Annotated in this window: 11 protein-coding genes; 4 read left to right on the top strand and 7 right to left on the bottom strand. The window is 65.2% G+C overall.

The annotated features are described in order from the left end of the window. Positions 1 to 7: 7 nt before the first annotated feature. From F0A17_RS09480 to phnD, 4 genes are read right to left on the bottom strand one after another with little or no spacing between them, the layout of a single operon-like run. Positions 8 to 1,108 carry an ABC transporter ATP-binding protein gene (locus F0A17_RS09480; protein WP_149328077.1) on the bottom strand — a complete coding sequence of 367 codons (1,101 nt, stop codon included), beginning with the start codon at positions 1,106 to 1,108 and terminating at the stop codon, positions 8 to 10. 31 nt (positions 1,109 to 1,139) lie between these two features. Further along, entirely contained in the window at positions 1,140 to 1,940 is an 801-nt protein-coding gene (gene phnE / locus F0A17_RS09475) for a phosphonate ABC transporter, permease protein PhnE (protein ID WP_149328076.1), read from the bottom strand. Then, entirely contained in the window at positions 1,897 to 2,700 is an 804-nt protein-coding gene (gene phnC / locus F0A17_RS09470; protein WP_149328075.1) for a phosphonate ABC transporter ATP-binding protein, read from the bottom strand. The genes phnE and phnC overlap by 44 nt, the downstream gene beginning before the upstream one ends. Before the next feature lie 9 nt (positions 2,701 to 2,709). Beyond that, a complete protein-coding gene (phnD, locus tag F0A17_RS09465; protein WP_149328074.1) occupies positions 2,710 to 3,564 on the bottom strand; it encodes a phosphate/phosphite/phosphonate ABC transporter substrate-binding protein in 855 nt (284 codons plus the stop codon). Between the two features lie 214 nt (positions 3,565 to 3,778). Between phnD and aceK the strand changes: the two genes are divergently transcribed. From aceK to F0A17_RS09450, 3 genes are read left to right on the top strand one after another with little or no spacing between them, the layout of a single operon-like run. Continuing rightward, complete coding sequence (aceK, locus tag F0A17_RS09460) at positions 3,779 to 5,524, top strand: bifunctional isocitrate dehydrogenase kinase/phosphatase (protein ID WP_149328073.1); 1,746 nt, start codon at positions 3,779 to 3,781, stop codon at positions 5,522 to 5,524. A gap of 33 nt (positions 5,525 to 5,557) precedes the next feature. Then, positions 5,558 to 6,292, top strand: a complete 735-nt coding sequence (locus F0A17_RS09455) for an SIR2 family NAD-dependent protein deacylase (RefSeq protein ID WP_149328072.1) — start codon at positions 5,558 to 5,560, stop codon at positions 6,290 to 6,292. 54 nt (positions 6,293 to 6,346) lie between these two features. Further along, positions 6,347 to 7,084 (top strand): tRNA-uridine aminocarboxypropyltransferase, encoded by a 738-nt coding sequence (locus F0A17_RS09450; protein WP_149328071.1) that lies wholly within the window; start codon positions 6,347 to 6,349, stop codon positions 7,082 to 7,084. Between the two features lie 5 nt (positions 7,085 to 7,089). Here F0A17_RS09450 and F0A17_RS09445 read toward each other — a convergent pair whose 3' ends face one another. Beyond that, a complete protein-coding gene (locus F0A17_RS09445) occupies positions 7,090 to 8,523 on the bottom strand; it encodes a sensor domain-containing diguanylate cyclase (protein WP_187774670.1) in 1,434 nt (477 codons plus the stop codon). A 184-nt stretch (positions 8,524 to 8,707) separates the two neighbouring features. Between F0A17_RS09445 and F0A17_RS09440 the strand changes: the two genes are divergently transcribed. Beyond that, complete coding sequence (locus F0A17_RS09440) at positions 8,708 to 9,157, top strand: transcriptional regulator (RefSeq protein WP_149328069.1); 450 nt, start codon at positions 8,708 to 8,710, stop codon at positions 9,155 to 9,157. Here F0A17_RS09440 and F0A17_RS09435 read toward each other — a convergent pair. Together F0A17_RS09435 and F0A17_RS09430 are read right to left on the bottom strand one after the other, a co-directional pair. Continuing rightward, complete coding sequence (locus tag F0A17_RS09435) at positions 9,154 to 10,398, bottom strand: TraB/GumN family protein (protein WP_149328068.1); 1,245 nt, start codon at positions 10,396 to 10,398, stop codon at positions 9,154 to 9,156. The genes F0A17_RS09440 and F0A17_RS09435 overlap by 4 nt on opposite strands. Before the next feature lie 80 nt (positions 10,399 to 10,478). Beyond that, positions 10,479 to 11,927 (bottom strand): TrkH family potassium uptake protein, encoded by a 1,449-nt coding sequence (locus F0A17_RS09430; RefSeq protein ID WP_149328067.1) that lies wholly within the window; start codon positions 11,925 to 11,927, stop codon positions 10,479 to 10,481. Positions 11,928 to 11,931 lie beyond the last annotated feature (4 nt).

Below are 11,931 nucleotides of genomic sequence, written 5' to 3'. Positions count from 1 at the left end.
GGGTGGGTCAGCCGCTGGTGGCGGCGGACACGTCAGCGCGGGGTATCATATCGAGCAGCCGCGCCTCGGCGTTCCAAGCGCGCAGCGCACCGATGTCGATGTCGATACCCACCAGGCAGCCGCGCTCCGGCGCATGAGGAGCGTGTAGCTTGAGAAGGCGGCCATCGGCCAAGCTGAGCTGGAGCGACAGGTGCTCCCCCTGGAACAGGCGGCCGGTGATGCGTGCTCGCAGCAGGCCGTCGTCGGGAGCGCAGAGTCGCAGGGCCCGGCGCGGCAGCAGCAGGCGAACCTCGCCGCTGTGACCGCAGGCGGCAACCAGCGGCAGGCAAGCATCGGCGATCGCCAGACCCCGGTCGTCGAGGCGGCCGTCGAGCAGGGTGCCGGCGTCCATGAAGTCGGCGATGCCCGGTGTGGCCGGGGTGTGAAAGAGCGCCTCCGGAGAGTCGATCTGCTGTAGCCGACCCTGCTGCAGCACGGCGATCCGGTCGGCCAGGGCGAAGGCCTCGTGCTGGTCATGGGTGACGAACACCGCGGTCAAGTTAAGCTTCTCGACCAGGCCACGGATCTCTAGGGCCAGAGTCTCGCGTAGGCCCTTGTCGAGGTTGGAGAGGGGCTCATCCATCAGCAGCAGCCGTGGCTTGCCGACGATGGCCCGGGCCAGAGCGACCCGCTGCTGCTGGCCGCCTGAGAGGGCGCCGGGGGCGCGTGCGGCGTAGTCGGCAAGTCCCACTAGCGAGAGCGCCCACTCCACCTGGGGGCGCCGAGCGTTGGGCTTCACGCCCTGCATTTCCAGGGGGAAGGCCACGTTCTGGTAGACGCTCATGTGAGGCCAGAGAGCATAGTCCTGAAAGACCATGCCCAGGCGGCGATCATCGGGACTCAGATGGCGGCCGGGGGCGGCGACGCATTGTCCGTCGAGGTGAATCTCGCCGGCATCGCCCTCGGCCAGGCCGGCAATGCAGCGCAGCAGGGTGGTCTTGCCGCAGCCGGAAGGGCCCAGCAGGGCCAGCACCTGGCCACGGGCCAGGGCGAGATCGATACCGTCGAGGGCCACGGTCTCACCGAAGCGTTTGTACAGGCGATCGATCTTGAGCGCATGAGTGGACATGACGCGGTGCCTTTTTGCATGAGAAACCCGTTCAGATCACCCGCTTGCGAATCCAGGCGCTGACTTGCTCGACGCCGATCACCACCATCAGTATGGCGAGAATCACGGTGAGTGCCTGGTCGTAACGGAACAGATTCATGGCGGCGGAGAGCTCCACGCCGATGCCGCCGGCACCGACCAGGCCCAGCACCACGGCGCTGCGCACGGCCTTTTCCACCGAGAACAGGCTGGTGGCCACGAAGGAGGGCGCGCATTCGGGCAGGATGGCGCCGCATACCACCCCGCTGCGCGAGGCGCCGGTGGCGGCTAGCGCCTGGCCGGGGCCGGGGTCTACCTCCTCGATGCGCTCCGAGAAGAAGCGTGCGCAGAAGCCGATGGTATCCATGATGATGGCGAGGATGCCGGCCAGCGGCCCGAGACCCACCGCGACCACGAAGATCAGTGCCCATACGAGGTCCGGCACGGTTCGCAGGGTGGCGACGATGTGACGAGCGACCCCCCGGACCAGCGGGTGCGGGCTGGTATTGCGCGCGCACAGCAGGGCCATGGGCAGGCTCAGGATCACCCCGAACACCACGCCGACGATAGCCATCTGGAAGGTCTCCAGCATGGCGATGGCGATCACATCCCAGCGATCAAAGTTCGGTGGCATCGCTTCACCGAAGAAAGTGCCGAGGTGAATGACACCGTTCAGTAGCCGGTCGGGGTGAATGTTGGCACGGGTGAAGCCGCTGATGAAGAAGGCGGCAAACACCAGCAGCAGGATGAAGGCGATGGGGGAGGGGCGCTCAAGCCTGGGCGGCGTGCTGTAGCGGTGAGACAACTCGCTCATCTGAGTCAGCTTCCTGGGGCGTGTCGATGTGGTAGAGCGCCGTGATATCGGCATCACTGATGGCATCGGTCGGGCGGTCGAAGGCGAGGGAGCCTGCCTTGAGCCCGATCAGCCGCTCGCCGAATGCCCGGGCCAGCTCGATTTGATGCAGCACGCAGAGCACCGTCATGCCGCGCTCACGCACGACCGACCACAGCAGCTCCATGACCTCCTGTCCGGCTCTGGGATCGAGGCTGGCCACCGGCTCGTCGGCCAGTACGATCTCGGCGTCCTGCATTAGCATGCGGGCGATGGCCACGCGCTGCTGCTGGCCGCCGGAAAGGGTGTCGGTGCGACGCGCCGCCACATGGGCGAGGCCTACCCGGTCGAGAGCGTCCATGGCCGCCAGGCGGGACTCGCGGCTGGCGGTGAGGGCGTGGCTGGCCAGGAGGCCGCGGCGTCCCATCAGACCGAACAGCACGTTTTGCAGCACTGAGACGTTGCCGACCAGATTGAACTTTTGGAAGACGCAGCCGATGCGTTGACGTAGCGGCCGCAGTTCGCGGCGTGTGGCGCGGTTCAGGTCGACGCCATCCATTACCAGGCGCCCCGAGGTGGGGCGCTCCAAGCCTGTGAGGCACTTCATCAGCGTCGACTTGCCGCAGCCGTTGTGGCCGAGAATCACCACTCCCTCGCCCGGGGTCACCGAGAAGGAGAGGCCGCCGAGGGCTTGTGTGCCGTCGGGATAGACCTTCGCCAAGTCCTGGATGGTCAGTTGCATGGCAAACCTTCAGTCGAAAAGGCCGAGCAGGGCGTAGGAGTCGCGTACCACGTCGTACTCGGAATCATTCACTCGCACCATCTCGGCGCCGAGGTACTTGTCACGCTCGCCGGGGGCCAGGATCGCCTGCAGCAGACCGTCCGGATCGGCCAGGAAGGCCTCGCGGATCTCTGCCACGCAGTCGGCGGTGAGATGCGAGCCGGCCACCAGGGGATCGCCGGGCATGTCCTGGCCGCGGGCGATGATGCGATAGTTCTCCTCTCCGTGCTGGGTGACGAAGGGGGCGAAGTCGCGCACACCTGTGCCCACCGCATCCACCTCGCCCGAAGCCAGGGCTTGCATGCGGGCGCCATCGAGCAGCGAGATCTTCAGGTCGCGATCGATGTCCAGGCCCGCCTGGTGGAGCATGTAGCTCGGCATGATGTGGCCGGTGGTGGAGCCGTGGTCCTTCATGGCAACATGCTTGCCACGCAGGTCTTCCAGGCTCTCGATGCCGCTGTCGGTGGAGGCGATGAAAACCGAGTAATACTCGGGTCGCACGATGGCAGTGATGGGCTTCACGCCATCCACCCGCTCGGCCATCAGCACGTACTCGGAGGGACCGGCCAGCACGATATCCACCTGCTCGAAGCGCAGGGCGTTGATGGCGGTGGTGCGGTTGCCCACCGGGAAGAACTCGACTGCCACGCCGAGGCGTGACTCCACCGCGTCGACGAACTCCTGGTAGGCGCGCTGAAGTTCTTCGGTACCTTCGATGCCGGTATCGGCGAAGCGCAGGGTGGTGGGACAGGACTCAGCGGCCTGGGTCTGAGTAGCGCCGGCCATGGCGACGGCGGCGGCCAGGGGGAGCAGGAAACGCAGCATGACGGACCTTATGGAAGTGGTTGAGGCGTATGGCTCTGGATGCGCTATTACCCTGCCAAGCCCATGTGACAGATCGACGGCAACCCTGTGATGGTCTCATGACGACGAAGCGGCCGCCGTCGTGTCGTGCCACTACAGCACGCTCCACCATGGTCGGCTCGCACGGTCGGCGAGAATTGGCGAAGCTGGGAATCTACGCTGCCCGGAGTCCGCCATGAAGCATTCGCCCGCCTATCGCCTCGCCGCTACCATCCTGCATGGCTTCGACGAATACCGTACCCGGTTCAAGGAGATCACCGCCGATGCCAGCCGGCGCTTCCGCGATGCTGCCTGGCGCGAGGCCCAGCAGGCCTCGGCCGAGCGCATCAACCTCTATGAGGAGAAGGTCGGCGAGACCTTGGGGCGGCTGAGGCGAGCCTTGGACGATGACGATCTGACCCACTGCGAGTGCTGGCGAGAGGCACGCAACCACTACGCCGAACTGATCAGTGAGCGGCTCGACTACGAGCTCGCCGAGACCTATTTCAACTCGCTGTTCTGCTCGATCTTTCACCATCGCCACATTCGCAACGACTGGATGTTCGTCTACAGTTCGCGAAACGCTGCGGCCCATCACTCGGGGCTGGAGCCCTGCCGCCGGCGACGCGTCAAGGGCGACTGGAACGAGGCGATTCGCTGGGCGCTGGCCGAAGCGCCGTTCGAGACGCCCTTCGAGGAGCTGGAGAGGGATGTGCGCCTGGGCGGCGACTTCCTGAACGGTCATCTTCCCCAGACGATCCTCGACGCGCCGGATGCCGAGATCGAGTTGCTCAAGAGCGTGTTCTATCGCAACAAGGGGGCCTATCTGGTGGGGCGGGTTCGCGGCGATGGCGCCCAAGTGCCGCTGGTGCTGCCGATCCTGCACGACCAGGGCGAGGGGCTGCATCTCGACACCGTGCTGATCGAGTCGGACGAAGTGTCGATCATCTTTTCCTTCACGCGGGCCTACTTCCAGGTCGAGGTGCAGGTTCCCGGAGAGTTCGTCGATTACCTGCAGCAGCTCATGCCCGACAAGCCGGCGGGTGAGCTCTATTCCGCCATCGGTTTCTTCAAGCACGGCAAGACCGAGTTCTTCCGCGCCCTCAATCGCCAGGTGGCCAAGCGCGAGGATCAATTCATCATCGCTCCCGGCGTGCGCGGCATGGTCATGGCGGTGTTCGTGCTGCCGTCGTTTCGCACCGTGTTCAAGATCATCAAGGACCGCTTCGATCCTTCCAAGGAGATGAGTCACGATACCGTGCGCGAGAAGTACCGGCTGGTGAAGCGCCACGACCGGGTCGGGCGCATGGCCGACACCCAGGAATTCTCCAACTTCATCGCGCGCAAGGATCATTTCGCGCCCGAGTGCCTTGAGCATCTGCTGGAAGTGGCCCCTTCCACGGTGCAACTGCGGGGCGACAAGGTGATTATCAAGCACTGCTACACCGAACGCATGATGACCCCGCTCAATCTCTACCTGGAGCAGTGCGGCGCCGCCGAGACCCGCGCGGTGCTGAAAGATTATGGCAACGCCATCAAGCAGATGGCGGCGGCCAACATCTTTCCCGGCGACATGCTGCTGAAGAACTTCGGCGTCACCCGCCACGGGCGGGTGATCTTCTACGATTATGACGAGGTGTGCTACCTCACCGAATGCCATTTCCGCCATATCCCCGAGCCGATGTATCCTGAGCAGGAACTCTCGAGCGAGCCTTGGTACTCGGTGGGCCCCAATGATATTTTCCCCGAGGAATTCGGGCCCTTTCTGTTCGCCGATACCAAGCGGCGCAAGCTCTTCTACGAGCTGCATCCCGAGCTGTTCGACGCTGATTACTGGAAGGGGCTGCAGCAGGCCATCGTCGACGGACGGGTGATCGACGTCTATCCCTACCGCAACAAGCAGCGCTTCAGTGCCGGCGAGGAGAACGGTCTGGTCTATTAGCGCCGGTCGCAATGCGAGGACGTAAGGAGGCATATGGCAGACGACAGGCGCCCCCATCTGGTGGTCTTTACCGGCTCGGGCATCAGCGCCGAGAGCGGCATCCAGACCTTCCGCGCCAGAGATGGCCTATGGGCCGAACACCCCATCGAGGAGGTGGCAACACCACACGCCTGGCGGCGCGACCCCGAGCGGGTGCTGCAGTTCTACAATCGACGCCGTGAACAGGTACGCCGGGCGCGGCCCAACGCCGCCCATAAGGCGCTGGCGGCCTTGGAGCACCAGGGCTTTCGCATCAGCGTCATCACCCAGAACATCGACGATCTGCACGAGCGCGCCGGCTCGCGCAACGTGCTGCATCTGCATGGTGAAATCCTCCAGGCGCGCTCCACGGTGGACACGCGCTTGCGCTATCCGCTGCCCCGCGGCGGCATCGAACTGGGCGACGTCTGCGACAAGGGGGGCCAGCTGCGTCCCGACGTGGTGTGGTTCGGCGAGAGCGTGCCGCACTTTGCCGAGGCCTGCGATATCGTCGCCGAGGCGGACCTGCTGCTGGTAGTGGGCACCTCGCTCGCCGTCATGCCGGCCGCCTCGCTGCTCGATTACGTGCCGTTGGACGCGCCCAGCATCCTGGTCGATCCCGAGGCGGAGGCGCTGGCGCCGCCGGGCGTGACGCGCATCAGCCAGCCGGCCGGGAAGGGCGTGCCGGACCTGGCGCGGCACTGGCGGCGCGAAGGACGGTTATGGGTGCCGGAGGCATTGCTTGGCTGAGTGGCATGGCGTGCTAGAATGCCGCCCCGCTCACCACAGGCAGCATGGCAAACTATGCCGGAGACGTTCACCGATCGAGACCCCGCCACGGGGCATCCGCGCCCGCCAAGGCGGGAATTCAAGGCGCGCGGCAGTTTCACCGAGCGTTGTGCCGGATGCCGTCTGCCGGTGCTCAACTGCCTCTGTCCCTACCAGGCGCATGCCGAGAGCACGGCCCGTGTTTGGCTGATCACGCATCCTCTCGAACATCACAAGCCCACCAATACCGGACGCTTGATCGGTGACGTGCTGCCCCACACCGAGATATTCACCTGGTATCGCACGGCACCCGATGAGCGATTGTTGGGCCTGCTCGACGACCCGCGCTTCGCGCCCTTCGTGATCTTTCCCGACGACCAGCCCGGCTATGCCGATCGTGTGGTAGGTATCTCGGCGGTCGAGGCCGCAAAGGGAGCAGGCAAAGTGCCGGTCTTCATCGTGCTCGACGGCACCTGGCGACAGGCGCGGCGCATCTTCCGCAAGAGCCCCTATCTCGACGGGTTGCCAGTGCTGCCGCTGGCCACCATGCGGCAGACTCGTTACCGTCTGCGCAAGCCCGCCTCACAGGCGCATCTTTGCACCGCGGAGGTCGCCGCCGAGCTGCTGCGTCAAAGCGGCGATACCCACGCGGCGCAGGTGCTCGACGACTACTTCGACGCCTTCAACGTGAGCTACGCCGCCAGCCGCCGCTACGAGAAGCTCGAGGCGCCGACACCGGCAATGCAGCGGCTATTGGCGCGGAGCGTCGGCTGAACGTCTCAGGCCTCGCCGTCCTGCAGCCGCACGCAGGCACGCCCCGCACGCTTGGCCCGATACATGGCCAGGTCGGCACGCCGCACCAGTTGCCTGCCACTGTCGTCGGGCTGGCAGGCAGCGACACCGAAGCTGGCGGTGACTTGTCCCACGGGATCGATATGGCATTGGGCAAGGGCTCGACACATGCGCCAGGCCAGCCCCTGAGCCTGGGACAGATCGCAGCCGGGCACCACGGCGATGAACTCTTCGCCGCCCCAGCGCCCAAGGTGGTCCGTATCGCGTAGATGCGATTGAACCTGCTGGGCCACCCGATGCAGCACCTTGTCGCCTACGTCATGACCATAGGTATCATTGATCGGCTTGAAGTGATCGACATCGAACAGCAGCACCGCCAGGGGACTGCCATGCCGACTGGCCACCGCCAGCTCGGCTTCGAGTACTTGCTCGATGCGATGACGATTGGCCACTTGTGTCAGGGGGTCGATATAGGCGAGCCGCTGGAGCCTGGTGTTGCGTTCATGCAGCAGGCGGTAACGGTGCAGGGTTTGCTGCTTTTCGTGAAGCAATGCCCGGCGTAGCGCAGCCGTCTGAATGAGCTGAAGCAGCAGGTATCGCAGAGGCGGTGCGAGATGGCGCGGCTGGCGATCCCGACATATTACCAGGCTGCGGCCCGGGGTGGCCTCGTACAAGTCGAGAATGAGCGCTGCGCGAGCCTGCCGGCCGCTCAGCCAATCGCGTAGCTTCGGCGACGGCAGGCATAACGGGCAGCCGGACAGGTCGGGAAGCGGGCCCGGCGATCCGAACAGCTCGGCTGGCTTCGCCTGGCCGTCAACCAGCATGAGCGGTACGCGGGCGCTGCGATTCACGGTGCAGGGAAAGGGGTCGATGGGAAAGCCCTGTTGCTCCAGACGCAGGTCGTGCCCGTCGTAGTCCTGGCCGAGCAGGGTGCAGGATTCGAAGCCGGTCAGGACGTAGAATGCCTGCATGAGCTGGGCGTAGAGCTCGCTTGTGTTGCTGGCACGGGCGATGCGCATGCCCCATGTGTAGCCCATCCCCGGCAGGTCTTGGTCTGGCTCCTCCTGCTGCGGTTCGATTTCGAGAATCACATGACGTCCTGTCGCGTGGAGGGAGAGATAGAGCTGCTGCGTGGTGCCGTCCCTGAGCCCGGAAGGGATCGTGATACCGGGCGCCCCCCTGGCAAACGCTCGTGCCAGGGCCGTCACGGTATCGGCGCCCAGTACCTGTTCGGGGGGATGTCCGAGCGCTTCGGCGGGCGATAGCCCGAAGAAACGGGATAGGTTGCTGCTGGCCAGGCACACGCCCTGCCAGTCGTTGTCGAAAGCAATGAGACAGCCATGCGGCTGCACCGAGGCGCTGGTGGCCGGCACCGTTGGGCAGACGCTCGCATTGAGTTCCCTATCAAGCGAGTCCGGCATGGGATTTCCTGTTGTGCGTACGACAGCCAGGATTGGCTGCCGTCCCTTCTGTTGCGTGCCATGACAGCCGGACGGTCGGCATGGCCCAGAGAGTACCCTGACGTGACAAAAGTAAACCATTTGTTGTCACAGGAAAGCAACCGCGGTTTAACTGCGGGATTGGCTCGCGCGGCACATTGGGTCGATGAATGAAAAAATCGCGTTTGCCGAACGGCTAGCCGCCGCCATGCGCGCTGCCGGCTACGAGCCGCGGCCAGCCGTGCTGGAGCGGGAATTCAACCTGCGCTATTGGGGCAAGCCCGTCACGCTGCAGGGCGTACGGCGTTGGCTTTGCGGCGAGACCCTGCCTCAGCAGGAAAAGTTACAGGTGCTGGCTGAATGGCTGGGAGTCGAGCCGCAGGCGTTGCGCTTCGGTGATGACGGCAAGCGTCGGATAGGCGAGACGCGCGGTGTTTGGGAAATGCCGATCAGCGCTGAAGAGCGCCGTGTGCTGCGGCGCTATCTGGCCCTGCCGGTGGAGGAACGCAAGGTAGTGGCTCAAATCATCGAAGCGTTCTCCCGCGCTGAACGGAGCGACTCGGAAGAGCGCCGGGCCAGCTATGCGGTAGAACGCGGCGAGGAAGGGGGCGGCTAGCCTCCGCTCCCCAGCAGTGCCCCGGCGATGCGGAAGCCGGCGATCCAGGTGCCGGCGGCGGATCCCAGGGTGGCGAAGAGGAATACCAGCAAGGTGCGCGATACCCGGTTGCGCCACCAGCCCTTGAGTTCGGTGACGTCGTGGCGCAGGGTCGAGAAGTCGCGAACTTTCGGCTTGCGCAGCCAGAGTTCGACCCCGGCGGCAATGAAACCGGCCCCGATGGTGGGGTTGAGCGAAGTGAGCGGGGCGGCGAACATCGTGGCCACCACGGTGACCGGGTGCGCCAGGGCCGCCAGGGTGGCCACCCCCGAAAGCACGCCATTGATCAAAAACCACTCCGCGACCAGCTGCCAGCCGAGCTCGCTGTTGCGCGAAAAGCCGATTGCAAAGCCGGTGATCACCAGGGCGGTGATCAGCCAGGGCAGCGCGCGCCACAGCTTGGAGGGTGGCGGCGTATGCTCCAGCGCCTGCCGCTCCTGCTCGGGTTCTGCAGGCAGCGGTGCGCTGAAATGCTCGACCATGCCCTTCATGTGGCCGGCGCCGATCACTACCAGCACGCTGCGATAGCGCCCCGGCGGCGCCTGCTCCGCCAGACGCAGCACCATGTAGCGATCCCGCTCGGTGATGAGCGGCGCGTAGAGCGCCTCGGACTCGGCGGCGAATTCGCTGAAAGTCGACTCCAGCACGTCACCCTCTTTGAGCCGCTCGATCTCCTCGGGCTTGATCTCCTGGCGCGACATGACGCTGCCGAGCAGGCCGGTGAACAGCGACATGCGCTGCCACCACGGCACGTTGCGATAAATGCGCTTGAGCGTGACTCCCACGTCGCGGTCGATCAGCAGCAGCGGCAGTTCGCGACGGCGCGTTTCCTCCAGGGCGGCGCGCATCTCGGCGCCGGGCTCGATGCCCGATTGCTCGGCGACGCGTTGCTGGAACGCCCCCAGCGCCAGGTTGGCGGCCACCATGCCGGCCTTGCCCTGACGGAAGATCTCGAACAGGTCCTGTTGGCCCAGGGCATCCGGATTGCTGAGGTTCTGGTGGCGTGCGTCGCACAGCTCGATGGCCACCGCGTCGAACTCGCCGGAGCGAATCAGGCGGCGAACGTCTGCGGCGCTTTCGGCCGAGACGTGGGCGGTACCCAGCAGGGTGTAGCGGGTCTCGCCCACTTCGACGACTTGCTGGGGGCCGCTGAGGGCGCCGTCCTGGCGCGGCTCGGTCATGGAGTCCTGGGAGTCGGTCATGAACGCTCGGGTCGCAAGGGGATGAAGAGCCGATTATCCACGAAGCCGGGCGGTGCACCAAACCCGGCGACGGTGGCGTGTCACTTTCGCCAGAAGGCGGGGGTAAAGAGCACCAGTACGGTAAAGATCTCCAGGCGGCCCAGCAGCATGGCCACGACCAGGATCCATTTTGCTAGCGCGGGAAGATCGGCGTAGTGGGCGGCCGCCTCGCCCAGCGCCGGGCCGAGATTGTTGAGGCACGAAGCCACGGTGGACCAGGCGGTGATCTGATCGACGCCGGTTGCCATCACGCCCACCAACATCAGGAAGAACAGTAGCAGGTACGCCGAGAAGAACCCCCATACTGCCTGGGCGATACCGTCGGGTACGCTTACCTTGCCCACCTTGACGGCGATGATCGCGTTGGGGTGGATCAAGCGCATCACCTCGCGCATGCCCTGCTTGAGAATCAGGACGATGCGAATCACCTTCATGCCACCGCCGGTGGATCCGGAGCAACCGCCGACGAAGGCGGCCACGAACAGCAGGAAGGGCAGCGCCCCGGGCCAGACCGAGAAATCGGCCACGGTGAAGCCGGCGGTGGTGGCGATCGAGACTGCCTGGAACAGGCCATGGCGCAAGCCATATTCGGTTTCGTAGATACCCGTCAGCCACAGCGACACTACGGCGATCACACTCAATCCCGAAAGGAACAGCAGCAGGAAGCGGGCCTCGGGGTCCTGCAGGTAGTGACGGAGCTGGCGCCCGCGCCAGGCCAGGAAGTGCAGGCTGAAGCTCATCGCCGAGACGATCAGGAAGGCGACGCAGATCAGCTCGATCACGGCGCTGTCGAAATGGCCGATGCTGGTGTCGTAGGTGGAAAAGCCGCCGATGGCTACGGTCGAGAAGCTGTGCCCCAAGGCGTCGAACCAGTTCATGCCGGCTGCCATGTAGGCCAGGAAGCAGGTCAGGGTCAGCGCCGCGTAGATGTACCACAGGGCCTTGGCCGTCTCGGTGATGCGCGGGGTGAGTTTGGAGTCTTTCAGCGGCCCCGGAATCTCGGTGCGATAGAGCGCCATGCCACCCACCCCGAGGGTCGGCAGGATTGCCACCGCCAGCACCACGATCCCCATGCCGCCGAGCCACTGGAGCTGCTGACGATAGTAGAGCACCGACTCGGGCAGAAGCTGGATGCCGGTCACCACGGTGGCGCCGGTCGTGGTCAGGCCCGAGAACGACTCGAAGACCGCGTCGGTGAAGGCCAGGGAGTCTTCGCCGGCCAGCATCAGCGGCAGTGAGCCGAACAGCCCCAGCACGCTCCAGAACAGCGCCGCGATCAGGAAGCCGTCGCGGGTACGCAGCTCCTTGCGAGCCTGTCGGTTGGGCAGGTAGATCACCAGACCGGTGAACACGGTGATGGCGATAGCGATGACGAAGGCGCTCCACTCACCGTCGCCGAACAGCAGCGAGATCAGGATCGGCGGCATCATGGTCAGGCTGAACATCATCAGCAACAGACCCAGGATGCGCAGAATGACACGCAGACTCATCGAG

The organism is Billgrantia pellis (genome assembly GCF_008297955.1).
In the GTDB taxonomy this organism is placed as follows: Bacteria; Pseudomonadota; Gammaproteobacteria; order Pseudomonadales; family Halomonadaceae; genus Halomonas; species Halomonas pellis.
This window is presented reverse-complemented; position numbering and strand designations above follow the sequence as displayed.

Coding starts and splice junctions, on each gene's coding strand:
- aceK (WP_149328073.1), top strand. CDS start 3,779: ATGAAGCATTCGCCCGCCTATCGCCTCGCCGCTACCATCCTGCATGGC.
- phnD (WP_149328074.1), bottom strand. CDS start 3,564: ATGCTGCGTTTCCTGCTCCCCCTGGCCGCCGCCGTCGCCATGGCCGGC.
- phnE (WP_149328076.1), bottom strand. CDS start 1,940: ATGAGCGAGTTGTCTCACCGCTACAGCACGCCGCCCAGGCTTGAGCGC.
- phnC (WP_149328075.1), bottom strand. CDS start 2,700: ATGCAACTGACCATCCAGGACTTGGCGAAGGTCTATCCCGACGGCACA.
- F0A17_RS09440 (WP_149328069.1), top strand. CDS start 8,708: ATGAATGAAAAAATCGCGTTTGCCGAACGGCTAGCCGCCGCCATGCGC.
- F0A17_RS09450 (WP_149328071.1), top strand. CDS start 6,347: ATGCCGGAGACGTTCACCGATCGAGACCCCGCCACGGGGCATCCGCGC.
- F0A17_RS09435 (WP_149328068.1), bottom strand. CDS start 10,398: ATGACCGACTCCCAGGACTCCATGACCGAGCCGCGCCAGGACGGCGCC.
- F0A17_RS09455 (WP_149328072.1), top strand. CDS start 5,558: ATGGCAGACGACAGGCGCCCCCATCTGGTGGTCTTTACCGGCTCGGGC.
- F0A17_RS09430 (WP_149328067.1), bottom strand. CDS start 11,927: ATGAGTCTGCGTGTCATTCTGCGCATCCTGGGTCTGTTGCTGATGATG.
- F0A17_RS09480 (WP_149328077.1), bottom strand. CDS start 1,108: ATGTCCACTCATGCGCTCAAGATCGATCGCCTGTACAAACGCTTCGGT.
- F0A17_RS09445 (WP_187774670.1), bottom strand. CDS start 8,523: ATGCCGGACTCGCTTGATAGGGAACTCAATGCGAGCGTCTGCCCAACG.